Origin of the sequence: Vibrio sp. HS-50-1 (assembly GCF_024747315.1) — a bacterium.
GTDB lineage: Bacteria > Pseudomonadota > Gammaproteobacteria > Enterobacterales > Vibrionaceae > Vibrio > Vibrio diabolicus.
Genome location: NZ_JAMPZF010000004.1, coordinates 338757 through 360533, shown reverse-complemented (window position 1 = coordinate 360533; position 21777 = coordinate 338757). Strand labels below are relative to the sequence as shown.

Here is a 21777-nt window from a genome sequence, read left to right as displayed (position 1 = left end):
GAGTTTATCAAAATACTCCCGTTATTTTTATTCTCACCGCCACCTAAACTGTTCTCAACAGCACGGGAGCACACGCTTCCCACTCATTGAAAAGAGTCAGAGGACAGAATCATGAAAGCACTATTACAGAAAATCACCACTTCAAACGCAGGTTACAGCGCACTATCACTTCGCATTCCAATCGGCATTATCTTTATGGCGCACGGCGCACAAAAACTGTTTGGTTGGTTTGGTGGCTATGGGTTAGAAGGTACAGGTCAGTGGATGGCATCCATCGGTTTAGGTCCTGGCGTGCTAATGGCATTCCTTGCTGGCAGCGCAGAGTTCTTTGGCGGCTTGTTCATCTTGCTTGGCCTACTAACTCGCCCGGCAGCCGTTGCTTTAGCGTTCACGATGGTGGTAGCGATATTCTCCGTCCACTTTGAAAACGGCTTGTTCATGGCAAACAACGGTTACGAGTTTGGCTTAGCTTTACTGGCAGCAAGTGTTTCACTGGCGTTTTCTGGCGCAGGTAAGGCCGCGCTAGATAACTTCTTGAACAAAAAACTCTCTTAGGGAGGCTCTATGATTACGGTAAGACATGCAGCAGACCGAGGTCGAGCAAACTTTGGCTGGCTTGATAGCAGACATACGTTTTCTTTCGGTAGCTATTACGATCCTCAACATATGGGCTTTTCTGAGCTGAGAGTCATTAATGACGATGTAGTCCAACCTGGCGCAGGTTTTGATACACATGGCCATCGTGATATGGAGATCATCAGCTATGTGCTGGAAGGTGTTATCGCGCACAAAGACAGCGAAGGTAACGTGAAAACATTACCTGCCGGGGAATTCCAACTCATGTCGGCAGGGAAAGGGATTTACCACAGTGAGTACAATGCGTCGAACCGCGACACGCTGCGCTTTCTACAAATTTGGATTCAGCCAAATACATTTGGAACCAAACCAGGTTATCAGCAAAAAGACTTTGGTCGCACGCCGGGATTAACAACTATCGCGACTCCAACAGGAGAAAACGGTACGCTACTTATTAAGCAAGATGCCACATTACATCAGTTAATTCTTGAACCAAATAGCGAACTTAACTTTGAGATAGAATCGGGTAGAAACTTATTCGTTCACCAAGTAACGGGGAGCCTTAGCATCGACAATACCACCTTGACGGCAGGCGACGGCGCGAAGATCGAACAGCAAAGTAAGGTTGTTTTACGCAATACATCAAACGAGAGCACAACCGCCCTACTATTTGACTTGCCATAACTATCGATTCATCGAGATAAAAAGAAAGCCGCCTGGATTTGCCAAGGCGGCTTTTTAATTTCTCTGACTTTTCACTCAACGCTATTCGTCGGAAGTTCCGGAACCAATTTGCTGAAAACTGTAAGCCGTCAGTGGATCAATCTCTTTGACAATTTCTTCCACTTGCTTAATCGCGTCTACAGACGAGCTAGCTTTACGATAGCTCAAATAGATAGGGCGACACCAATCTTCTACGCCAGACACCTTGTGAAGCTGCCCATTGGCGATAAAGGGCTCTACCAGAGAGATGGGTAAGTAAGCGGCACCGCCCTTCTCCAAAATAAAGTCCAATGCTATACGCGCTGTTGAGGTGCGCAGATACGGAGCCGGGATCTTAGGGTGACGTTCAGAATGTTCTGATGAGAAGCGTGTTCCCCAATCCACATACACGTATTTGTTTTCAAAAACGGTGTCTAAAGAGTCTTTCTCAGTCGATACCAGAACGAGAACAACATCCGCCACTTTTTTACAGTTAAGCTCATCAGCTTTGATCTGATCGAACGCAAATGCCATATCTAACGTGCGCTCTAGCAAGCTACGACTGAGCATCTCACGTCCCATCACTTCTGCCATGAAGCCATAACCACCAAACGAATCTGTGACGACACTTAAACAATTCTGTAAATAAGCGTCCCAAATGTTTGGCGTGCCACCTAACGTTAGTTGCAGCGCTTTGCCATCTTCAAGCGATAACTCTAGCTTCGCTTGTTGCAATGTAGTGACCATTACCTCGGCATAGCTGATTAAGCGCTCACCTGCAGAGGTCAACTTTATGTTATTTCGATCACGAATAAACAATTGCGTATCGAAGTAACTTTCCAATTGTTTGATACGTGCGCTCACTGCAGCTTGGGTAATATAAAGATTCTCAGCGGCGCGTCCGAAGTGACGAACCCTTGCCAGCTCTAAAAATGTTCGAAAGACTTTTACATCCATAAACCATCTCCTGGTTAATATAAAACCAGATTAACAACTAATTAAAATCATGACGACAAAAAAGTTTTGTTTTTCTTTTGTTAGCTTTACGCCTAATTTTCGCCGTAGTTCACTACATTCATCAATAACGGTTACAGAGGCTGTTGACATGTCTGACACTGAATTCCGTCATGGCAAAAAACGTTTTTACGACAACGTAAAATTCCCACGCGGCTTTGCAAAGTCTGGCGATTTTACTCTCTCGGAAGAGGAAATCCTAACAATTTATGGGGATACTATGCTTGGCTTAGAGTCAGGCGAATTAACACCTGAAAATAGCGAAGAGAAACACTTCATCAAGGTGCTAGAAAACCCAGGCAAAGCAAAAACAAAACTTGAGCGTACGTGGCTAAAGTACACCCAACTTGCTCGTGGTCGCAAGCGCTTCCACACGCTAAATGGTCGTAATAAGCCTGACGCGACAGAAGATTACATTGAAGAGAGTTTGGTCGAAGACGATTAATAACCAAATAAACTAATTCTCGCCTTTTTCTAGCAGTAGGCAGTAGGCGAAAGCTCGTTTGGTTTGACTGAGCGAGCAAAAACAAGCTCATTTCTTCTCCTAAAGCCCAAGGGCGCGTTCTCCCAAGGGCTTTTTTAGTATTTAGTGCTAGTCTACTTTGCAAGCATCGCGATCTTTTTCAAAAAGCTCTCTTTCAAGTGCTCTTGGTCGTACTCCAATTGATAGGTATTGTGGAAGCCAACCTTTAGCTCAACACCATTCCCTCGTAAGAAAACGTTGTACCCGTCGTAATCGGAAAACGCTTCTACACCTTCATACATTTTGCCAAATTCGGTTGGTGTACCGTTGTTCATCACACATTCGTAAGCCTGTAGTACTTTGCTCGGATCTAACTCATTTTTCATACCGAATTCCTCACTGGTTTACACATTTCAATTATGGTTAAGGAATGAGCGTCGTGCCATGTCCATCCCATAATATTTGAAGTTCGTGTGCGGTTTCACACTCTGTAGGTTATTAAAAAACAAGGTTAAGTGCGAAGACAGAACTTAATTTAGATCATAAATTTTATCTATCAATTCGTCAGTTTCATAATGCAATTTCTTTGTAAAAAATCGGCTTATAAAAGCATTTAGATATAAAAACAGTCGATAAAATCAACACTGGTTAAAGAAAAAGCAAAATTTTGACCTAAAACAATAGCAGTTCGTCATTACTTATTTTATAATGCGAATTAATGTTTCGGTACATCGTAAATTCTAATAACTAGGGGCACAAAATGAGACTTATCCCGTTAACTCGAGCAGCACAAGTAGGTAAGTGGGCAGCTGCGCATATCGCTAAGCGTATCAACGACTTTAAACCTACTGCTGAGCGTCCATTCGTTCTGGGTCTACCAACTGGTGGCACTCCTCTAGCAACCTACAAAGCCCTAATCGAGCTTTACCAAGCCGGCGAAGTGAGCTTCAAAAACGTCGTGACTTTCAACATGGATGAGTACATTGGCATCCCTGCAGATCACCCAGAGTCTTACCGCTCGTTCATGTACAACAACTTCTTTAATCACATTGATATCCAAGAAGAAAACATCAACCTACTGAACGGCAACACTGACGATCACGACGCAGAATGTAAACGTTACGAAGACAAAATTAAGTCTTACGGCAAGATCAACCTGTTCATGGGCGGCGTGGGTAACGACGGTCACATCGCGTTCAACGAGCCAGCGTCATCTCTGTCTTCTCGTACTCGCATCAAGACACTGACTGAAGACACTCGCATTGCGAACTCTCGCTTCTTTGACGGCGATATCAACCAAGTACCTAAATACGCACTGACTATCGGTGTGGGTACACTGCTAGACGCAGAAGAAGTGATGATTCTGGTAACAGGTCATAACAAAGCTCAAGCACTTGAAGCAGCAGTAGAGGGTTGTGTAAACCACCTATGGACGGTTTCTGCACTTCAACTTCACCCTAAAGCAGTGATCGTATGTGACGAGCCAGCTCAACAAGAACTGAAAGTGAAGACAGTGAAGTACTTCTCGGAGCTAGAAGCGGAAAACATCAAAGGTTTTTAATCCATAGGATGACAGCCTAGATGCACGCTAAAAATACGAAACCCGTGATTGATCACGGGTTTTTTCTTATCTGAACAGCGGGCTTAAGTCGTTAATAAGCTTTAATACCAAACTGACGAAGACGCTTAGGCAGCACTTCATCTAACTTGTCTAGTTCACTCGGTTCGACTTCGATAAGGTTAAAATGATGCTGCTCATAAACAGTACGAATGGTCTCACGGTCAGCCTCAGCCATCTCCCCAGTATCACTTCCCCAAAACTGTAAATAGACTTTACCGCCTGGCAAATAAAAATCACTGGTGACATCTTGGTCAATCGGCAGCTGACGTTCATAAGCGTGCACCACACCAGCCAAGTACAGCCAGTTGTCGATGAGCAACTCCCCCTTAGAGCGCACGTAATGCCCATCTAATGTTCGGTGTTTGGCTTCAAACTTTTGGCGAAAGCTTGAGTAAGATTTATCCGTGGAGTGTGACTCCGCATCTTGCCCTAAAAATTCAATGACAGACTGCTTAAGACGCTTATTACGCAGCACCACATCGTGCCATACGACAAAGGTATTTTGTGTCTCTTTATCGGTTCTTTGCTGTCCACCAGCGCGTATACCAGCTTCAGTGACACTCCAACCTTCTTCAGATTTGGCGATCCACCCCAACTCACTCAACAGTTGGTTCATGCGCTTCGCATTCAGTTTCAGCTTTTCACCCAGCTGCGTGGCGCTTAATGTTTTCCCTGAGCTGGAAGTCAGCTCAATATGTAAATTGGTCGGCCAGACGATGAACTGGCCAAATTTAGGGTGATCCACATACTCGCCGCCAAACTTGGCGCCTTCTTCCGTCAGAATCCATTTTTCGTCTTGGCGAACAATGTAGCCAGCACGTTTGAGATCGGCAAACAACAGCTTGGCTTCAACCTTACGCATTTTCGCTAATGCCGACGTCGATATTTTTTCAGACATGTGGGTACCTCATGCTGCTGTAAAACTGAACACTATGTCATCATAGTAACGTATTGATTTCACGGCTTGAAGTCGGAGAAACAAGATTTCGTGTTACAAATAACAAAGCCAGCCTCAAGGGACTGGCTTTGTTATGTTAAGTTGAAAGAAGCGGGTGTTATTTAATAAAAGCGATGCAGCCTTGTAAAATCACTAAGTTCACAATGTCGATGAAGAATGCACCGACAATTGGTACCACCATAAATGCTTGTGGTGATGGACCATAACGACTCACGATAGAGCCCATATTCATGACCGCAGTCGGTGTGGCACCTAAACCGAAACCACAATGTCCACTGGCGATCACCGCGGCATCGTAATTACTGCCCATCATGCGGAATGTTACGTAATAAGTGAACACCGCGAGTACGGCAGACTGAATAGCAAGAATAATAAGGAATGGGATCGCAAGATCAAAGATATTCCACAATTTCAAGCTCATCAGAGCCATGGCAAGGAACAGCGATAGCGAAACCGTACCAAGAATATCAACGGTTTCTAAATCAACCTTGCGCACCTTGGTCACTTCCATGATGTTGGTGATGACAACACCAATAAACAGCGCATAAACAAAATCTGGGATCATCAACCACTTGATGCCAAAACTGCTCACCCAACTCTCCAGATAGCTCGCGCCTGTCACGCAAAGCAAAATAATGGATAAGCTTTCTACAACTCTTTTCGCCGTGACACGATCTTCTTCATGTTCGTTATAGGTCACCAATTCAGGGAAACTCTGATGACTTTGGTTGGTGCGTCCGTATTCCGATTCTAAGTTGTGTTTGTTGAGTAACTTTTGCGCGACAGGGCTGCCAATAATCCCGCCCATGACCAAGCCAAACGTAGCAGAAGCCATCGCCACTTCTAGGACATTGTGCAAACCATACATTTCTTGAAAAGTTTGCGACCACGCCGCACCAGTTCCATGTCCGCCAGAAAGCGTAATAGAGCCGGCGATCAACCCCATGAGTGGATCTAACCCCAATGCGGTTGCTAAGGATACGCCGACCGCATTTTGGATAAGAATGTAGACCGATGCCACAACAAGGAAGATGAAAACCTTCGCACCGCCTTTAATCAGTTGGGTGTAATTCGCGGCTAAGCCAACCGTCGCAAAAAACATCAGCATAAAGGTGTTTTGCAGTGGCAAATCAAATGATACATCCACACCATTTAAGTGCATCGTCGTGATCACGCAAGCCACAACTAGGCCACCAACAATTGGCTCTGGGATATTGAATTTCTTTAAGGTTGGTAATTTGGTGTTAATGAACTGCCCTAAAAATAACACGCAAATTGCGACGAGAAACGACTCTTGTGGGCCGATAGATATTACCTGATTCATGAGACCTCTTTACTCTCCTCTTTCTCATTCATTGAGCAAGCGCTCAACGTGAGATAGGTGCCTAAGTCAATCAGATTGCCTCTCGAACCTTTTGTTTTCTAGGGGGTATTTTGCACAAATTCTCATCAAGTAAGAAATTGATGTACCCAAAATCCCACTGATTATCATTATATGAGAATACTAATGCCAAGTTGGTGGTAAATACCTTGATTGGATTAGAAAAATAACACTTCTCAACTTATGAGAAGTGTCTAATTTATGTTCACAATAAAGTCTTCAAAATAGCTATCACATAGGTAGATAGTTAGGGAAAGCGAAGGCTGGAACATACGCTTAATTTTAAATTATTACTTTCTCTCCGGCACACTAGGTGTTATACCTATATATAACACCATTTCAGCCAAGAGATTCACTCATGACCAATTGGCATGATCGCCAACCGATTTTTCGACAGTTGGCTGACCAGATCACTCAACAAATACTGCAAGGTATCTGGCAAGAAGGCGATGCTCTGCCCTCTGTTCGTAGCATCTCTGCGGATATGAAAATTAACCACCTCACCGTCATGAAAGGCTATCAATTGCTTGTTGATGAGGGGTTAGTGGAGAAAAAACGCGGTCAAGGTATGTTTGTCGCTTCAGGGGCAAAACTCAAATTGCTTGCAGACGAGAAGGCACGTTTTCTTCAACAACAAATTCCGCAGATAGCCGACACAATACAGCGTCTGGATATGTCACTCGACGAATTCATTCAACAACTAAAACCACACTTGAAAGGTGACCAATGAGCGCATTAGTCAGTGTAAAAAACGTCTCCAAGCAATATCAGCAACAAGGAGAAGCACTGCATGAAGTGAGTTTCGACCTACATGCAGGACAAGTACTTGGCTTACTCGGCCATAATGGCGCAGGTAAATCAACGCTTATTAATGCCCTACTCGGCGCACATGAATATCAAGGCACTGTTCGTATCAACGGATTTGAACCCATTATGCAACGCGACAAAATAATGCAGAGCTTGTCCTACATCTCGGATGTGAACGTTCTGCCAGATTGGATGACTGTCGCTCAACTGCTTAACTATACCGAAGGCGTGCATCCAGGGTTCAATCGCGCTCAAGCAGATACGCTGCTTCGTCAAACGGACATCAAACCTCGTGCGCGCATCAAATCTTTATCCAAAGGGATGAAGGTGCAATTGCACCTCGCGATTGTGATCGCGACCAACACCCAAATCCTCATATTGGATGAACCGACACTCGGGTTAGATCTCGTGTATCGTGATACGTTTTATCGTCACTTATTGGAATGGTTTCACGACGGCGAGCGCGTGTTGATCATCGCCAGTCATGAAGTATCAGAGATTGAGCACTTGCTGACAGATGTTCTGATTCTCAAGCATGGTCGCCCCGTTCTGCAAACCTCGATGGACAGTATTAGTGAAGACTATTTCATTCTTGAAGCCAACGACGAGCACCGCACACAAATTGAAGCGATGAACCCACTCTCGTCACAAAAAGGCCTCGGTTCAACGAAATGGTTACTCAAAGCCCAGTATACCCAACAAGCAGAAACAATGGGTTCCATCCATGGGGTGAAGTTAGCGGATCTATTTTTAGCATTGCAGAAGGAGGCAGCGTAATGCGTTCAGTTGTCGCGATGTTGCAAAAAGAGTGGTTGGAAAACCCTCTTGTTTTACGTATTCCACTGTTTGTGTTGGCATGTGGACTTATTCTCTTTGTCAGTTTAATGAGCAACGACACTCTACAACACAATATGTTTTTCCAAATGAGCTTTGGTGGCGATGTCAGTGACATTCACAAAGAGCTTGGTGACGATGTAAACATGTTGATCACCGGCGGGGCGGGACTACTGTCTATCTTGTTAGCCGTTCAATACTTCCCGAGAACACTGCGCAAAGAGCGCGCAGAGGGCAGTATTATGTTTTGGCGTAGTATGCCGGTCAGCGATATAAAAACTCACTTAGTGAAGCTAGGGTTTGGTTTATTGGTGATTCCGCTCGTTTGCTCGGCGCTTGTGCTCGCAGCAGATTTGATGTTGTGGTTGCTGAACATCTCTACTGATCACCAATTGGCTTTGTTGTACCGCCAAGCCTCGTTAGGTTACGTGCTGCTGCATTGGGGAGAGTTTTTAATCAGAATGTTATTCGCCGGTATTCTACTATTACCGCTGGCATTAACCGCAATGGCTATTTCTCAGAAAGTGAACTCACCACTGGTCATTTTGTTTATCGCCATTTATGCGCTGCGCTGGATGCCAATCGCACTATTTGGCTATTACGGCCTAGATCAGTTCTTCTCCGAAGTGCTTTACCTTCCACTGCACGCCATTGTTGCACCAAGCCCATTGAATGCAATTCCTCAAGCGGGTTGGTTAAACGTTGGCATTTACGCTTTCATCGGCGTTCTTGGTTGGACAGCTAGTCTCAAGTTCAGCCGAACCATTCAATAATCCGTCGTTCGATAAACGGCCAAAATCGAGCCATAAAAAACGGTCACAACCTGTGTTGTGACCGTTTTTATTTCGACCTTAGGAGATCATGAACTTAAATTTAACCAAGGAATGAAATGTAACCTTGTAAAATGATTAAGTTAACGATGTCGATAAAGAAAGCCCCCACTATTGGCACCACCATAAATGCCTGCGGCGACGGGCCAAATCGGTTAACGATAGAGCCCATGTTCATCACGGCTGTTGGGGTTGCCCCCAAGCCAAAACCACAGTGACCACCCGCAATAACCGCAGCGTCATAGTTGCGTCCCATCACTTTGAACGTAACGTAGTAAGTGAAGATAGCTAAGACCACAGACTGCACAGCCAAAATGACCAAGAATGGAATCGCTAAGTCAAAGATATTCCATAATTTCAAGCTCATCAGAGCCATCGCTAGGAACAGAGATAGCGATACCGTACCTAACATATCGACCGTTTCGGCATCTAACTTACGAATTTTGGTCACTTCCAAGAAATTCGTAATGATCACACCAATAAATAGCGCATATACGAAGTCTGGAATCATCAGCCATGAGATTTCATACGTGCTTACCCATTGCTCGACATACTTGGCCCCAGTAACACAGATCAGTAGGAAGAAGAGTTTCTCCACCACTTTTTTCGCCGTTACTTTATCTTCTTCGTATTCGTTGTAGGTCACCAACTCAGGGAATTTTTCATGAGTTTTGGCATCTCGACCACCACGACCATACTCCGATTCAATGCTGTTTTTTTCTACGAGGCGCTGTGCCACTGGGCTACCAATGATACCGCCGATGATCAAACCAAAAGTGGCTGATGCCATCGCAATTTCCAAAACGTTATCCAATCCATACACGTCTTGGAAGGTTTGTGACCACGCTGCACCTGTACCATGGCCACCAGAAAGAGTAATCGAGCCAGCAATTAACCCCATCAAAGGATCTAAACCGAGCGCCGCCGCGAGTGAAACGCCAACGCCGTTTTGTATGATGATGTAAAACGATGCGACAGCTAAGAAGATAAAAACCTTCGCACCTCCTTTCATCAACTGAGTGTAATTTGCGGCCAAACCAACCGTCGCAAAAAACATTAACATAAACGTATTTTGTAACGGCAAATCGAACTCCAAGTCGATGCCGTTGAAATGAAGAGCAGTAATCATGCAGGCCACAATAAGGCCACCTACAATCGGCTCAGGTATGTTGAACTTCTTTAAAATCGGTAGCTTAGCATTAATAAAATGCCCCAGGAAAAGCACACTGATTGCGACCAAGAAGGACTCCAGTGCACCTACAGATATTAAATGATTCATATCGCCTCTTATTATTGTTCTCTTCATCCTCCGTAATGATCGAGTGTTAATTTAACCTTCATTCAATAGCAAATGTTCTCGCTTTACTGTTTCGAAAATACTCAAAAGTTGGTGTAGATGCGCCTTAGGCTAGTTTAAGGGACGCTCCTTTAGCGATGTGTCAGTTTTCCGCTGTTAGCAAGCCCTTAAATGTGAAAGGAGCCGATATAGCTCCTTCAAATGCCCCCTCGCAATACCTGTGCGTTACTGCTTGGGGTATAGTGTTGTGAGTAAATTCTGGGTGACACTTTCTGAACCACATTGGGCTCCCTTACTTAAACAGAATGTGTCAATTACTATCAAACAAAGTTCCTTCCCGTTGTAACCTCTAAACGCCGAGATCGCGTTCAAAACAATTGGGTTTGCTTGTTCCTGTCGTAGTTTTTTAACTCTGGCTCATGATGTGTAAACGAGCCGAATCCAAGGAAACTCTCAAGCTGCAACAAACGTTTTCGTCACAACGGAGCCGGATTATAACATATTGCTGATAATTTTCTTCAATTCAGTGACATTCACCAACCCTATGGTTTCTTTCCATAATGATTAACTGCTGAATAGCATTTTTACAGACAAAAGAGCGAAGCGAATTCAGCTTAGCCTCACCAAGAAATAAACCTTAAAAGCCAATCACTTATCTATCGTCTCCTGAGTAAAACGTGTTTTGATAGGCTTTCTTGAGGGCCCAGCAACCAAAATGTACGGTGTTGTCATGGTAGTCTTTCGAGGCTAACTACCCGGTTCTGGGTGATAAAAACAATCCCAATTATGCATCACACAAAAACATGTATAATTTTTATGTAAGTTATTAAAATAACAAGAGCCCTACATGAAAATTCATTCGCTTTTCCCTGTGCTATTACTCTGTGCCATCTCATCTGCCACTGCAGCGGAAAATATCCGTATTGAATATTCTCCCGTGGAAACAACCCATGAAAACATCGCCCTGCAATCTATCCAAAACAGCGATGTAAACCCAATTTTTGTTGAGCTATCTCAGATCCACTTTCCATTTCGCAAACCACTCACACTGATTTACGGCGGAGAAGATGGCCCAATGTACGATCCCGACACGCACACGATACACATTCCTTACACTTTTTATTTGGAATCACTCAATTACTTCTCCAATAACCAGTATGAAGAACGCCTTGGAAAATCCCCAAAAACAGGGGCGTTAGATACGTTATTACACACCTTGCTGCATGAAGCAGGGCATGCTTACATCGAAGATCAAAACATCCCTGTTCTCGGAAAAGAAGAAGATGCCGTCGATAATTTTGCCACGATCTTAATTATTGACTTCCTAGAAGATGGCGCAGAGATGGCCATTAGCGCCGCCGACATGTTCGCATTTGAGTCCGATGACAGACCGGACTACTACGACTTCGGTGAGTACATTGATGAGCACAGTTTTGATTTGCAACGCTACTTCTCTACCTTATGTTTGGTGTACGGCAGTGATCCGGAACAGTACAAGTCGCTTCTCGATGAAGTTGAAAAAGACTACCTACGAGATCGCAAAGACTTTTGCCAATACAACTATGAGAACATACGCACGAATTGGAACCACTACCTGCAACATAATGAACCAAAAGAAAAATCGCCACGTAGAATTCAGTAAGACAAATCAAGTAAGACGATCGCAATGACAAAACTCACCATATTTTATGACGGAACTTGCCCACTGTGCGCCAAAGAAATGCACGCACTTAAGCGACGAGATGTAAAACAAGCGATAAAAATCGTCGATATCTACAGCGATGAATTTTCTGATTACCCACAGATAGACGCGCAAAAAGCCAACACGATTTTGCATGCGCTGAATGACAACAATGAACTGATACTTGGTCTTGATGTGACTCACCGAGCATGGCAGTTGGTCGGACGAGGTTGGCTATATGCACCACTACGTTGGCCATTACTCAAGCCAATTGCAGACTGGCTTTACCTGCGCTTTGCCAACAATAGGTATCGTGTCTCATACTGGCTTACTGATAACTCCCGCTGCAACTCGGGCCAATGCTCTCGCTAATTGTGATCCTGCTTAAAAATGTGAGTCTCTCTCGTCCACGATCACCAACTTCCTGTACTTCTCACCCGCCAACTCGGTTAATCTGCAATCAGTACAAAAATAATTATTAATACTTTTATTTGGTAAAGCTATTGAAGTTTACCAGTTTGTAACGCTGCGCCGAGACGTAAGGAAGTACCTATGAATCTAACGATAAGAAAGCGACTTTATATTCTTTCCATCATTCCCGTGTTAACGATTGCTTTGGGTATGATGTGGTTTACCTACCTCCAAACCAGTACCTACAACCAACAACAAATCAATCATACGCACACGACGATGATGGCGATGAAGAAAGCGGAACTGAAAAACTATGTGCAGATGGCTCATTCCGCACTCAAACCATTATTGGATCGTAATGCCTCATTGCAAGAAGCTATTCCAGTGCTCAAAGAGCTAGAGTTCGGCCAATCAGGTTATATTTTTGCGTACGACTCAAAAGGCGTGCGTGTTGTTGTCGGAAAAAACAACAAAGGGGTTGGAGAAAACTTCTATAACCTTCAAGACAAAAAAGGCAACTACCTGATCCAAGACCTGTTGAAAAACGCCAAAACGGGTGACTTCACAACCTACTACTTCCCTAAGTTAGGGCAAACCGAAGCATTACCTAAACTCAGCTACTCCATGTTCATTCCCAAGTGGGATATTATGATTGGCACAGGTTTTTATACTGATGATATCGATGCGATCATTACAGAGATGGAAAACACAGCAAACGATGAGCTAAACAATACCTTAGCCGCTATTGCTATGTTTTGTGTCTCTATTGTCGTTGTCGTGGCCATTTTTGCCGTACTCGTCAACCGTAGCATTATGCGCCCTATCGAACAGTTTGACAGCTCAATCCAATCTTTCGCGCAAGGTGACGCCGACTTAACCGCGCGTATGGAAGAATCTAGCGTGCCAGAATTTAAGCAGCTCGCGCATAACTTCAATATCTTCGTTGAGAGCTTGCAAGGAATTATTAAGAGCGTCAGCCATGTCGGACAAGAGGTAGTATCAGAAACTAACAACATGTCTCAACGCGCCTCACAAGTGGATGAATTGGCTTCAGGTCAACGTGAGGAAACGGAACAAGTCGCGACCGCAATGACAGAAATGACGGCCACCGCTCACGAGATCTCTGGCAATGCAAACCAAGCCGCCGATTCCGCTAAAAACGCCGATGACAACGCACAACAAGCGAAGCACATCGTGGACTCCGCCGCTAACTCCGTTGAAGCCCTAGCGAATGAGGTCTCTGAAGCAAGCACTGTAATTTCACGTCTAGAGAGTGACGTGCAGAACATCTCATCCTCACTTGAAGTCATCCAAGATATTGCTGAACAAACCAACTTGCTTGCGCTAAATGCCGCCATTGAAGCGGCACGAGCGGGCGACCAAGGACGCGGATTCGCAGTTGTCGCGGATGAAGTGCGTAAGCTTGCAAGCCGCACTCAGGACAGCACAGGTGACATTCACAAGATGATCGATCAACTTAAAGCAGGATCGGATGCCGCAGTAAAAGCGATGGAATCTAGCCAAGCACGTGGCGAAGCGACAGTAGAAGAAGCACGTGCTGCATCGGTTGCGCTGCAAGATATTCAAGCAGCGATTGCGAATATCATGGACATGAACACGCTGATCGCTACCGCGACCGAAGAGCAAAGCCAAGTTGGACAAGAGATTTCACAACGCATCGAAGTCATTTCTCAGCAAAGTAGTCAATCGGCGCACCTTGCCAATCAAAATCGCTCGGGCAGCCAAAACCTCAATCACAAAGCCAACGAGCTGTACGACTTGGTGGGACGCTTCACGGTTTAACTTCCTTAACCATACTTAATAGTAGAAACAGCGATGCCAAAACGTCGCTGTTTTTATTTCTGCTATCCTCAAGCGACTTAGCTATAATGCCGCCAAAATAGCACCCACAGGGGCAAACAAGATGATTATTATGACCACCAATTTCGGTGATATCGAGATTGAACTGAACCTAGAACGAGCGCCAGTTAGCTCAAAGAACTTTAAAAAATACTGTGAAGATGGCTTCTACAACGGCACCATTTTCCACCGCGTTATCGACGGCTTTATGATCCAAGGTGGCGGTCACACCGAAGACATGGCAGAAAAGCCAACGCGTGCCCCAATCGCAAACGAAGCAAACCGTGGTCTAAAGAACCTTGTTGGCACTATCGCAATGGCGCGTACCGATGCACCGCACTCTGCAACGGCACAGTTTTTCATTAACTTGGAAGACAACGATTTCCTAGACCACACCGCAACCACCAACCTAGGCTGGGGTTACGCGGTATTTGGTAAAGTGACCGCGGGTATGGATGTCGTAAATCGCATCGCGAAAGTGAAAACAACTTCTAAGCTTGGTCATGATGATGTGCCATGCGATCCAATCATTATTGAGAAGGTGACGATCAGCGAATAAGCACACTCGCCTCTTCGAAGAAGTCGTCACTATAAAACGATAAAAGCGCCTAACGTCTTATGACTTAGGCGCTTTTTGTTTTTACAACTCAGCCTATTAGTTTGGCTTGTGCCGGAGTTATTGATAGAAAAGCTCGGCTTTTGCTCCGACTAAATCAAGCTCAGAGCCTTGAAAGTCCACCAGATATTCAGCGACAAGGTTGTACCCAACCCAATACCCCATGTATTTCGGCCAGCGACTTTCATCACTGCCAAGAAAGTAAGCGTCGAAGTTGTAATCTAAGCTGGTCAACTTGTCTTTCATCTCAGCATAGAAAGGGCGCCAATCTTGATCTTTGATTTGCTCAAACAAGCTCGGTGTGATGCCGCCATTCACCTTACGTTCGAAATGACAAGCTAACCCTTCCATAATCAGTACATCACCAAGCGCAGCGCCATTCTCTCCCGCTCGCATACGGAACAGGTGATGCAACTCATGCGCTAACACCGCAGCCAGTTCTTTCTCAATAACATTTTTAATATCAGCACGTTGGGTATCAAGCAGAATCTCTACACGATAGGAGCTTAAGCAATAGCCACCAATCCCCGTCTGCGGTACGTCATTGCGATCAAACGGGCTAACGGTTAGGTCGACGTTACTTAAATCAAAGTAACTAGAAAGCTGTGAGCTCAGATCATCAAGTTTCTGATGTAAATACTCAGCGAGTGGAGACAACTCTCCCGTTGCATTTAAGAGGGTTACGCGATAACTCATTTATCTTCCTTGATAATGTGGGTTAAGAGCAGCGAGTTTACAGTGTAAAGAGTGAACAGTTCTAGCGATTACATCCCTTTGAACAAACTTTGAGATGCACGGCTCACGGGGAGCTTGTTTTCTCCAACGTGAACAAACATTCTGCCTGCAAAGTCTTTGTTTACCTTGCTAATTTTGCACACTTGCACCACGCTTGAACGGTGCACTTGCCAGAACTGTTCTGGGTTAAGCTGCCCTATCAACTCTTTCAACGATGTGCGAATCAAATACTCCTGCACTTTACCTTGTCCTTGTTGGGCATACACAGAAACGTATTTTTCTTCCGCTTTGAAATACAACACATCAGACGTGGCGATCAGATGAATATCTTCCCCTTGCGTTGCTTTGATCCACTGAAGATATTGCGGCGTTTGAGGCGCGGATAATTGTTGTAACTGTTCTAACAGGCTGTTCATCTGCACATTGCTGCTTTCTTGCTCTCGCTTATCAAGGCGTGCTTTCACTCTTTCACACGTCGTCAGGAGGCGCTCATCCGAGATAGGCTTGAGCAAATAATCGGCGGCATTTTGTTCAAAGGCTTTGATGGCGTAATCATCGTACGCGGTAACAAACACAATCAAAGGTGGATTGGCGAGTTGATTGAGTTTTTGCGCTAGTGTCATGCCATCCAGAACTGGCATACGAATATCAAGAAACGCAATGTCAGGTTGGTTTTTCTCAATGGCTTGCAACGCTTGTTCACCATCTGCGACTTTGGCTATCACCTCTAGCTCTGGCCACACTTCAGCTAGGCTTTTATCAAGATGACGCCTCAATAGCGGTTCATCATCAGCAATAATGGCAGTAAACCCTGTATTCATTCCTTTCTTCCTTGCTTACGATTCCATTGGCCAGGTCAAGCGAACACAAACGCCACCCTGAGCAGACTCACTGATAGAAATCTCTCCTTGCCCTGCGAACAAAGCTTCAACTCGCTGCTTGAGATTACTCAAACCCACGCCAGAGCCCATGTGCCCACTAACATGATTTAAGCCAACACCATTGTCTCTGACTTCAATCTGCAAGTTCTGTTGTTCGCGCTTGATGAGTAAACTGAGTTCGCCGCCTTCTCGCTTTGGCTCAATACCGTGAACAATGGCATTCTCCACCAAAGGTTGCAACATCATCGGTGGCAGTTCTGTTGTTCCTAAACCGTCTTCTACTTCAATTTTGTAGCTTAGACGTCCATCCAGACGTATCTTCTGAATACTCAAGTAGGCTTCAATTAAGGCAATTTCATTCTCAATCGTGGTGTGCTCTTCACGTGAGCTTTTTAGCGTCGCACGTAATAGTGCGGTAAGTTGATCCAACATCTGCTTGGCCTTATCAACGTCCTGGGACATCAACGCGCTGATATTTGCCAAGGTATTAAATAGGAAATGCGGTTCAATCTGGCTTTGCATCTGTTTAAGCTGACTTAGCAACAGTGCACGTTCCTGCTCTGCCTTTTCACGCTTGATACTCTCTAATTCACGCTGAGCAATCGCTTCTTTCTCTCGTGAGTGGAAATAAAAGTAACACATGCCGCTGAATAACAAGCCCATCAGCAACACTGGCAGCATGCCCGAAATACCGAAGTATTCACCGAGCCAAAACTGCGCATTAATGACACCAAACAACAAACAGGCGGTCAGTGACAAAGCAATTTCTAGTCTACGGGGGATGCTAGGAAACAACTTGTCGACTAACCAAGAGAAGAACAAGGCGGAGTAACCAAAACCAAAGCTCACCAATACATGTACATAGTAAGGACCACCCCAAACAGACAATGTCATTACCGAGATAAACAAACAGAATAAAGTCGTGACAACCACACTGCGTAGCCATCCACTTTCTACCATTAACTTAGCTGAATACATTTAGAATTTCCCTTTGATATTAAATACAATCATATGCTTATCATTGATTTGTGCGTAAGCAGATTGGTCGTCTCCGGTTAAAAAGCGTGCGGCAACTTCCACTTCTACACTTTGATCGCCGGTATCAATCCATTGGTAGTTAAGCCACTGCGTGACAATCACACCACCATCTTGTGGCGCCAACATCACATCCAACGTAGGGGTTACATCACTTAGCCAACCCATATCCGCTTTACCGTTCCATGCAGCCCACGCTTCCACATCCCAACTCCAGTGCAGCATTACGTTATGCTGAACGATATTGGCATGCTGAAACCCTTGGGCGTAGCTTGTCGCAAGTAGAGCGCTGCTAGCCAACAGAGAGTTGTTAGGTTCAGGGATCTGAGAGAGTAATTCACCACGCTCTATTGCTTGTTGCCACTCGCTTTTCGACCATGCCCGGCTGTCGTACCAATATTCAGCAATCACATTGTGTCCGGCTTGGTTTGCCCAGTTCAATCCAACTAAGGCTTGGAATGCGCTGCCCTGCTCCTCAACCGAAACGGGTCGGTAAAGATCATCCTGCTGAAACTGATAGCCGACACTTTGCTTTTGCCACAGCATGGAACCGTGCATTGCGATGGATTCATCCCACACCGCAATTACACTGGCGCCAAATAAACCTCTGCGCACATCATCGTAATAACCAATAAGTTGATACTCGGTGTCACCCACCAGCGCATAACGACGAATACCAATACCTTGTTGCTCTGCGGCTTGATCAAGTGCACTTTGGTCTTGTTGCCCCCAGCTTGAATCCGTCGCAATCACCGTCCACTCGCCTGCCATATCATAGTGTGAAAGTGAAAGCACACCCGCACCTTCTTCTGCGACTAAGCCAACAGGGTTTTGTCGATAAGGCTTAAACAGATCCAAAGGTCGGTAGCCATAACCCACGCCCCAATCCACGCGCAACTTACCCAAACTCACATCAAGAGTGGTATCACCGACTTGCCACTCCCCTAGCCAAGCCAGCTCTCTAATCAGCAATAGGTTATCAGCTTCACTCCACCATTCACTCTCACCTTGTTGATTGAGGTACAAACCTTGGCTGTACAGAGCAAACAAGCCACTGAAGTTCTGATAATTCACCTGCACATCCAGCAATGCATTAAGTGAATCACGAGAACTGCCCTGCGCCTGCATAAATGCGCTGTCACGCTGCTTGGCAGTTTCGTAACTGACAGCCCAATCCCACTCAAAACTCAGCTCATCATTGGCAAAAGCAGGGGCTGACGCGCCCACACACAATGAGGCAGCAAGCAACAAACTGGTGCTTTTGTTAAGGTTAGACTGGTGCGATTTCATGTGACTTCCTTGCTCGTTTTCATGGTTCTATTTACGGAGTTCAGGCTAAAGCTGAGTCGTATTGGCTTTCGGCAAATAGCTTGGGTTGTAGAACTTGTTATCCAGCTGCCAAGGCACGATCTCTTGATACTCGATAACGGTCTTTTTGCTCGGCTGAATGCTATCAAGCAAGGTCATCTCACTGACGTAGTCTTCACCGTTGTCGCTTGCACGTCCGTATTGCGCTTGCTTGGCGAGTTTGCCTGAGCGCAAGTAGAGATCGGCTTTGATTGGAAACGCATCTTGCTCAGACAACCATAAATCGATCTTCTGATAGCTCGCCCCTTTGGTTTTCGCGGTTAAAGCAAGGTGATAAGCCGCGACACTTTCTCCGTTCACCGAAACAGTTTCTGTCGCTGTCCATTCACCTTGATAATCTTGGCTCCACGTCAGAGTTGAAATATCGCCGATAGACGCTTCACCAAGCAGCTTCTGCATTGGCGTAATCCGAATCGGACGGCGGCTCTTTGGCATTTGTAGCCAATAGTTGTCGCCCATCATCAACATCTTTTGCCCGGCTTCAACCGCCGATTTGAATACCACCAGCGATTCACGATTTGGGCGTGTGTACACGTGGTAAAGGCGAGTTTTATCTAACTCTTGGTCTTGATATAAGCGCACCAGAGACACCACTTTGGAGGAATCATCGTGCAAGCGGTAGCTGTCGGCTTTTTCAATCAATTGCGCGACTTGCTGTGCATCTAACGCCGTTTCATTCGCACTGGCATTCATGCTTGCCATGCCGCTTACCGTCAGCAGTGCAATTGGTAGTAGTGATTTGAAATTAAACATAAATCAATGCCTCCGTAATTGGCTTGTTCACCCCTTTGCGCGCCGAGAAAAACGCCGCAACCAAACAAATCATCAATACTGCGAATCCTGCGACAGCCACCAGCTCCCAAGAGAAGTAAATCGTCAATGGATAACCTTCTGTGCGTCCTGGCGGTGGCGGCATTTGCACATCCACGACCATCAGTAAGACGGTCACTAGCGCAGTGAACAAAGCGCCAATTAAGCTGCCAATCACCGCAAGTAACCCTGCTTCGCGCAAGAACCCAGCAATGATTTCGCGAGGGTAGCTACCAAGTGCTGACAAGGTGCCGATTTCACGTGTACGCTCGGTGACCGACATGGTCATGGTGTTGAACAGCGCAACAAAGACCACCAGCGCCATCACTGCACCCATGATGCCGAAAATACGGTCGTACAAATCTTTCACTTTGAGATAGAAGAACGCACGTTCTTGCCAAGGTGTAATCTCAATATCTTGATCTCCAAAGTTCTGTTTTTGCTTAATCAGAACCGAAGCCACTTGTTGCTCGACTTGGCTCGTTAAACTGGTATCGAATAGGAAGACCGATAGCGCGCTGACTTTGTCTGAGCTCAATAACGATTGCGCGCTGTTGATGTGTACGTAAAGCTGGCGTTTATCAAGCTCAGGCACGCCTGTTGAGTAGATGCCACGTACTTTGAAGTCATACGCATTCAATGCGCCATCGGTAGTGGTCGCCAGCAAGGTAATCCAATCGCCAACGTGCACGCTTAGGTTGTTCGCCAAATCAACGCCGAGCATCACCTCTGGCTCTGCAGGGTCATAACGCGATGCGTGAATGTTGGACAGCGTTTGCCCTTCGCGCACATCCAAAAACGGTCCTTTCATATCGAATTCGCGCTCGTTCACACCAATGCCGATAAAGATCGATGATTTGTTACCATTGGAAATCAACCCACTGAACTCAACTCGTGGCTGCACGCCTCGCACTTCGTTTAAGCCAATCAATTGCTTGGTAATGTCGTCTGCATGAGTTAACCCGTTACTCAGCGGCATCTCTTCTTCTTTGGCGAAGTAACCCGGAGTGGTTAACGTCAGATGCCCCGTGTCACGCGCTGTCGATTCTTTCAAACTGTCATAGGTGTACAGACCAAAACCGCCCGCACTGGTTAACGCAAACACGGCAATAGCGATGATCAGCATCGACAACAAACTGCGACGGCGATTGCGTTGCAGGTTCAACCAAGCAAGACGAACCGAAACAGGAATTAGCTTGCCCATGAAACTTCCTCCACACTTGCGTGCGTTTGGGTAATTTTGCCATCCACCAATTCAATGGTGCGATCACAACGGGATGCCATGCGAGGGTCGTGAGTGGCGACGATAAAAGTGGTGCCTAGCTCGTGTCCGAGCCCTTTCATAATGTCGATGACCTTGTTGGCAGTTTGGCTATCAAGACTTGCGGTTGGCTCATCAGCAATCACCAATGCTGGTTTGTGCACTAAGGCGCGCGCAATTGCCACGCGTTGTTGCTGACCGCCTGATAGGTTATCGGGCATGTGATGAATAAACTCGCCCAAGCCAACGTGTTCTAACATTTGTGTGGCGAGCTCGGTTTGTTCTGCTTTTGAAAAGCCGTTGAGATGCAGCGGATAAGCCACGTTCTCCAATGCCGTCATCACAGGCACAAGGTTGAATTTTTGGAACACAAAGCCAAGCTTTTCACGGCGCATTTTCGCAACCTGCATTTGCCCGGTTGGGTATGGGCTGCCAGCAAATGTCACCTGACCTTGGTATTGAGTATCCAGCATGCCAAGCACGTTAAGTAAGGTGCTTTTGCCTGAGCCAGACGGTCCACACAGTGCCACCATTTCTCCCGCAAACACTTCCCCAGACACGTCTCGCAATGCACGTACGGTTTGGCTACCAAGGGCGTATTCGCGGCTAAGTTGATTAAAAACGATCATGACGCCT

General features: G+C 45.7%; 23 protein-coding genes. 11 read left to right on the top strand and 12 right to left on the bottom strand.

The features are described 5' to 3' along the window. Positions 1 to 111: 111 nt before the first annotated feature. Together NDJ01_RS04755 and NDJ01_RS04750 are read left to right on the top strand one after the other, a co-directional pair. Positions 112 to 555, top strand: a complete 444-nt coding sequence (locus tag NDJ01_RS04755) for a DoxX family protein (protein WP_006740929.1) — start codon at positions 112 to 114, stop codon at positions 553 to 555. A 9-nt stretch (positions 556 to 564) separates the two neighbouring features. After that, positions 565 to 1260, top strand: coding sequence for a pirin family protein (locus NDJ01_RS04750; RefSeq protein WP_161445532.1), 696 nt, complete (start codon positions 565 to 567; stop codon positions 1258 to 1260). An 81-nt stretch (positions 1261 to 1341) separates the two neighbouring features. Here the strand turns inward: NDJ01_RS04750 and NDJ01_RS04745 are convergent, their stop codons facing one another. Next, on the bottom strand, positions 1342 to 2235 hold the full coding sequence (locus NDJ01_RS04745; RefSeq protein ID WP_005374436.1) for a LysR family transcriptional regulator: 894 nt from the start codon (positions 2233 to 2235) through the stop codon (positions 1342 to 1344). A gap of 148 nt (positions 2236 to 2383) precedes the next feature. On the opposite strand from NDJ01_RS04745, the gene NDJ01_RS04740 reads away from it, so the two are divergent. Next, positions 2384 to 2737, top strand: coding sequence for a DUF413 domain-containing protein (locus NDJ01_RS04740; RefSeq protein ID WP_005392041.1), 354 nt, complete (start codon positions 2384 to 2386; stop codon positions 2735 to 2737). A 152-nt stretch (positions 2738 to 2889) separates the two neighbouring features. On the opposite strand, the gene NDJ01_RS04735 is transcribed toward NDJ01_RS04740, so the two are convergent. Beyond that, on the bottom strand, positions 2890 to 3141 hold the full coding sequence (locus tag NDJ01_RS04735; RefSeq protein ID WP_005392042.1) for a DUF3081 domain-containing protein: 252 nt from the start codon (positions 3139 to 3141) through the stop codon (positions 2890 to 2892). Between the two features lie 374 nt (positions 3142 to 3515). Here NDJ01_RS04735 and nagB point away from each other — a divergent pair, with 374 nt between their 5' ends. After that, complete coding sequence (gene nagB, locus NDJ01_RS04730; protein WP_006740926.1) at positions 3516 to 4316, top strand: glucosamine-6-phosphate deaminase; 801 nt, start codon at positions 3516 to 3518, stop codon at positions 4314 to 4316. Positions 4317 to 4407: 91 nt separating this feature from the next. On the opposite strand, the gene NDJ01_RS04725 is transcribed toward nagB, so the two are convergent. Further along, positions 4408 to 5274 (bottom strand): glycerol kinase, encoded by an 867-nt coding sequence (locus NDJ01_RS04725; RefSeq protein ID WP_139059720.1) that lies wholly within the window; start codon positions 5272 to 5274, stop codon positions 4408 to 4410. Positions 5275 to 5431: 157 nt separating this feature from the next. Then, entirely contained in the window at positions 5432 to 6658 is a 1227-nt protein-coding gene (gene gltS, locus NDJ01_RS04720) for a sodium/glutamate symporter (RefSeq protein ID WP_006740924.1), read from the bottom strand. A gap of 415 nt (positions 6659 to 7073) precedes the next feature. Here gltS (NDJ01_RS04720) and NDJ01_RS04715 point away from each other — a divergent pair, with 415 nt between their 5' ends. The 3 genes from NDJ01_RS04715 to NDJ01_RS04705 are packed head-to-tail and all read left to right on the top strand — an operon-like array spanning position 7074 to position 9129. Then, positions 7074 to 7445, top strand: a complete 372-nt coding sequence (locus NDJ01_RS04715; RefSeq protein WP_005392046.1) for a GntR family transcriptional regulator — start codon at positions 7074 to 7076, stop codon at positions 7443 to 7445. Further along, a complete protein-coding gene (locus NDJ01_RS04710; protein ID WP_258586348.1) occupies positions 7442 to 8299 on the top strand; it encodes an ABC transporter ATP-binding protein in 858 nt (285 codons plus the stop codon). The genes NDJ01_RS04715 and NDJ01_RS04710 overlap by 4 nt, the downstream gene beginning before the upstream one ends. Continuing rightward, positions 8299 to 9129 carry a hypothetical protein gene (locus NDJ01_RS04705; RefSeq protein WP_145472476.1) on the top strand — a complete coding sequence of 277 codons (831 nt, stop codon included), beginning with the start codon at positions 8299 to 8301 and terminating at the stop codon, positions 9127 to 9129. Before NDJ01_RS04710 ends, NDJ01_RS04705 begins: the two co-directional genes overlap by 1 nt. 100 nt (positions 9130 to 9229) lie before the next feature. Here NDJ01_RS04705 and gltS (NDJ01_RS04700) read toward each other — a convergent pair whose 3' ends face one another. Further along, positions 9230 to 10465, bottom strand: coding sequence for a sodium/glutamate symporter (gene gltS, locus NDJ01_RS04700; protein ID WP_258586347.1), 1236 nt, complete (start codon positions 10463 to 10465; stop codon positions 9230 to 9232). Between the two features lie 865 nt (positions 10466 to 11330). On the opposite strand from gltS (NDJ01_RS04700), the gene NDJ01_RS04695 reads away from it, so the two are divergent. The 4 genes from NDJ01_RS04695 (at position 11331) to NDJ01_RS04680 (ending at position 14994) form a co-directional block, all read left to right on the top strand. Beyond that, on the top strand, positions 11331 to 12125 hold the full coding sequence (locus NDJ01_RS04695) for a DUF4344 domain-containing metallopeptidase (RefSeq protein ID WP_258586346.1): 795 nt from the start codon (positions 11331 to 11333) through the stop codon (positions 12123 to 12125). A 24-nt stretch (positions 12126 to 12149) separates the two neighbouring features. After that, a complete protein-coding gene (locus NDJ01_RS04690) occupies positions 12150 to 12536 on the top strand; it encodes a thiol-disulfide oxidoreductase DCC family protein (RefSeq protein WP_258586345.1) in 387 nt (128 codons plus the stop codon). Between the two features lie 180 nt (positions 12537 to 12716). Further along, positions 12717 to 14378, top strand: coding sequence for a methyl-accepting chemotaxis protein (locus tag NDJ01_RS04685; RefSeq protein ID WP_258586344.1), 1662 nt, complete (start codon positions 12717 to 12719; stop codon positions 14376 to 14378). A 121-nt stretch (positions 14379 to 14499) separates the two neighbouring features. After that, positions 14500 to 14994, top strand: a complete 495-nt coding sequence (locus tag NDJ01_RS04680) for a peptidylprolyl isomerase (RefSeq protein ID WP_020195057.1) — start codon at positions 14500 to 14502, stop codon at positions 14992 to 14994. Positions 14995 to 15111: 117 nt separating this feature from the next. Here the strand turns inward: NDJ01_RS04680 and NDJ01_RS04675 are convergent, their stop codons facing one another. The 7 genes from NDJ01_RS04675 to NDJ01_RS04645 all read right to left on the bottom strand — a co-directional run bounded on the left by NDJ01_RS04675 (position 15112) and on the right by NDJ01_RS04645 (position 21770). Next, positions 15112 to 15747 carry a DUF2268 domain-containing putative Zn-dependent protease gene (locus tag NDJ01_RS04675; protein WP_046875626.1) on the bottom strand — a complete coding sequence of 212 codons (636 nt, stop codon included), beginning with the start codon at positions 15745 to 15747 and terminating at the stop codon, positions 15112 to 15114. A gap of 68 nt (positions 15748 to 15815) precedes the next feature. Beyond that, positions 15816 to 16607, bottom strand: a complete 792-nt coding sequence (locus tag NDJ01_RS04670; RefSeq protein ID WP_258586343.1) for a LytTR family DNA-binding domain-containing protein — start codon at positions 16605 to 16607, stop codon at positions 15816 to 15818. 15 nt (positions 16608 to 16622) lie between these two features. After that, positions 16623 to 17645 carry a sensor histidine kinase gene (locus NDJ01_RS04665; RefSeq protein ID WP_085342429.1) on the bottom strand — a complete coding sequence of 341 codons (1023 nt, stop codon included), beginning with the start codon at positions 17643 to 17645 and terminating at the stop codon, positions 16623 to 16625. After that, on the bottom strand, positions 17646 to 18992 hold the full coding sequence (locus NDJ01_RS04660) for a hypothetical protein (protein WP_258586342.1): 1347 nt from the start codon (positions 18990 to 18992) through the stop codon (positions 17646 to 17648). It abuts the gene before it with no gap. Positions 18993 to 19037: 45 nt separating this feature from the next. Continuing rightward, positions 19038 to 19823 carry an outer membrane lipoprotein-sorting protein gene (locus NDJ01_RS04655; protein WP_258586341.1) on the bottom strand — a complete coding sequence of 262 codons (786 nt, stop codon included), beginning with the start codon at positions 19821 to 19823 and terminating at the stop codon, positions 19038 to 19040. After that, positions 19816 to 21084: an ABC transporter permease gene (locus tag NDJ01_RS04650; RefSeq protein ID WP_074190271.1), complete on the bottom strand. Its 1269-nt coding sequence runs from the start codon at positions 21082 to 21084 to the stop codon at positions 19816 to 19818. Before NDJ01_RS04650 ends, NDJ01_RS04655 begins: the two co-directional genes overlap by 8 nt. Then, positions 21072 to 21770: an ABC transporter ATP-binding protein gene (locus NDJ01_RS04645; protein ID WP_176319884.1), complete on the bottom strand. Its 699-nt coding sequence runs from the start codon at positions 21768 to 21770 to the stop codon at positions 21072 to 21074. Before NDJ01_RS04645 ends, NDJ01_RS04650 begins: the two co-directional genes overlap by 13 nt. Between the last annotated feature and the right edge of the window lie 7 nt (positions 21771 to 21777).